Consider the following 2525-nt stretch of genomic DNA (forward strand, 5'->3'; position numbering starts at 1 on the left):
TTCACAGCAATTACGCCTCTTTTAATACCTCGTAGCTCTGCTGCGAGGATTCTTTATTTATCCGGGCATCTCTATTAATTGTCGTGAGAAGCCCGGGAACCAGACGGACGGAGCCAGAGAAACCGGAGTGTACACGAAGTACATGAGGATTTCGAGCACCGCCCAACGCAGTAATCGGGTTTCGGAACAAATAAAGAGAGGTGCACATTTTTATTTTCCGACAATCACGCTTACTCCTTCGCCCCGGTTTTCAACCTTGACGATCCGGTGTCCGCAATCCTTGAGCGTGCGGGCAACCCGAAGAACCGCCTCCCCTTCATCAACAAGCACCTCAAGTAGTTCATCTCCCTTCAGCTCAGCTATGGCCGCCCTGACGCGCATGGCATTGGCCGGACAGGAGATCCCCTGCACATCAAGGGTTTTTGTTATTTCAGGGCCTGGCAAGCAGCTCCTCCTTTACGGCTTCAAGACCAATCCGGTCAATCATATGGCCGAACCGCTCCTTTTTCCGCCCTTTCTCCCTGTACAGGGCAATGGATTTATCGATAAGCAGGTAAAGCTCCTCCTCGCTCTCAACCATCTTCTTCAGCACCGAAGCGAAACGGGGCACTCTGCCCATGGTACCGCCAATATAGAGGGTATAGCCTTTTCTGCCAATAACCCAGGAGTTAGAAGGGCAGAGCGAGGTGCAGACACTGCAGTTGATGCAGAGATCCTCGTCTATCTGATAGAGAAATCCTTCATCACTATCCTTGCGATCAATGGCGTTTACCGGACAGGTCGAAATGCAGAGCCCGCAGTCGTTGCAATTGTCCGCCGCCCATTCCGGTTCAATCGCACCCCTGATGCCGATATCGTTTTCGTTAGCCTTGGTGCAGTTATTGGAGCAGCCGGTTACGGCAAGCTTGAATTTGGAGGGGGTCTCCTGCTTGAAATATCTCCTGTCAAGTTCCCGTGCAATTTTTTTTGTATCAATGCTGCCCCAACGGCAGGTCTCCTCTCCCGGACAGGCAACAATAACACGGACTCTCGGACCACAGGCTCCCATCTCGATACCTGCACCCTGGAGTTCAAGCCGAGCTGTTTCAAGATGGTCACGATGGACATAATGAATCTCTATTCCCTGACGGGTGGAGAGATGAACAAAACCCCTGCCATATTTTTCAGCTACTCCGGCAACACAGGCAAGCTGGGATGCGGTCATATCACCGGCAACCGCCTTGAGCCGCATAACATAATAATCAGGCTGCTTCTGGCGCATCATTCCGACCTTGCCCAAAGCGGCCAGATCAATCTCATGTTCAGACATTATCGAGAATATTCAAATTGTTTATCAGGTTCCTTACAGTGATCCGGTTCCCATTCACATCATATCAGCAGAAGTGGAAAACTCCGGTTCAACGCTGACTGACCGAGACCACTCTGCTATGCTGTAAAGGGTAATAGCTAAACGTGCCGCAGCGGGTAACGATTGTTAATAAAACCAAGGATAGGGCATATATCCAAACCTGAGCAGATGAAATACCGCAAATATGGTATAATGAGGCCATTTATCAAATCAGGATCGCACTTTTCAGGCAATTTCCCGAGAAAACAACTGAAAAGAGGGTATGAAGGAAGGGAGTAAAAACATCCGGGCCGGAACAGAGAAAAAATATACCCGATTACACTTTTCTCTGCTCACCCGGATGCGCAAGGGAACTTCACGGTACAACACGGTAAAGCAGAGGCGATGACAAGATTCGAACTTGTGATAAAGGGTTTTGCAGACCCTTGGCTTAGACCACTCACCCACATCGCCGGAAAAAAAACATCCGGGCCATTCTGAAGAGAAGAATGCACACACACACCCTAAAGTCCCCACATGACTTTACTGCAACAGAGCGGCCCGGATGCCGGAGTGAAAAACACGAGAAGGTATCTCTGATAAATTGTCATAAACGATTTACCAGAGTTGCCAAAAATAAGGTTCAGGGGTTAGAAGGTTACAGTTGCATACACTTCAGTCCGGAACAGATCATTCGTCGCCTTGGCAGCACCGACAGCCTGCGAACCGCTTGCCCGATAGCGAAGGGTCGGCGTAATGCTGAAACTTCCGGTTGCCGCTTCATGCACATTGACCTTGTATGATCCCCAGACAAAGAGGTTGTCATAATCAACTGTGGTTGCAGCTGACTTGTCTTTGGTCCTGTTGTAGTCAACCCATGCTGTAACCGGACCGGACTCTCCCTTGACCCTGAAGATATAGCCGCTGTAATCCCAGTTAGTAGCCTGGTAGGTGTTCTTGTTAGCAGTATAGAAACCGCTCAGTGCGACTTTTGATTTCCCGACCGGTATGAAGGCCTGGCCGCCAAAGGAGTAAGGCCTGCGACCGTCCGAAATGCGGGTAATGGTATAGTAAGCCTGCGGCACAACGGTTACATCGCCCAGTGTGGTTTTGTAGTTTGCGGTAAAACCGTAACCGTCAATCAACTACCCCGCAGCAGAGCTACGGGGTATGAGTTCATGTTTAAGAATTCCTTCGC

The 2525-nt window shown here is 49.9% G+C and carries 3 protein-coding genes and 1 tRNA gene; all 4 read right to left on the reverse strand.

The annotated features are described in order from the left end of the window. Positions 1-210 precede the first annotated feature (210 nt). On the reverse strand, positions 211-444 hold the full coding sequence (locus BOO20_RS01335; RefSeq protein ID WP_076789645.1) for a sulfurtransferase TusA family protein: 234 nt from the start codon (positions 442-444) through the stop codon (positions 211-213). Continuing rightward, complete coding sequence (locus BOO20_RS01340) at positions 431-1309, reverse strand: 4Fe-4S binding protein (RefSeq protein ID WP_076789648.1); 879 nt, start codon at positions 1307-1309, stop codon at positions 431-433. The genes BOO20_RS01335 and BOO20_RS01340 overlap by 14 nt, the downstream gene beginning before the upstream one ends. 418 nt (positions 1310-1727) lie before the next feature. After that, a tRNA-Cys gene (locus BOO20_RS01345) sits at positions 1728-1801 on the reverse strand. 176 nt (positions 1802-1977) lie between these two features. Continuing rightward, complete coding sequence (locus BOO20_RS01350) at positions 1978-2472, reverse strand: hypothetical protein (RefSeq protein WP_076789651.1); 495 nt, start codon at positions 2470-2472, stop codon at positions 1978-1980. Positions 2473-2525: the final 53 nt, after the last annotated feature.

The sequence above is a fragment of the Chlorobium sp. KB01 genome (genome assembly GCF_001975465.1).
In the GTDB taxonomy this organism is placed as follows: Bacteria; Bacteroidota; Chlorobiia; order Chlorobiales; family Chlorobiaceae; genus Chlorobium.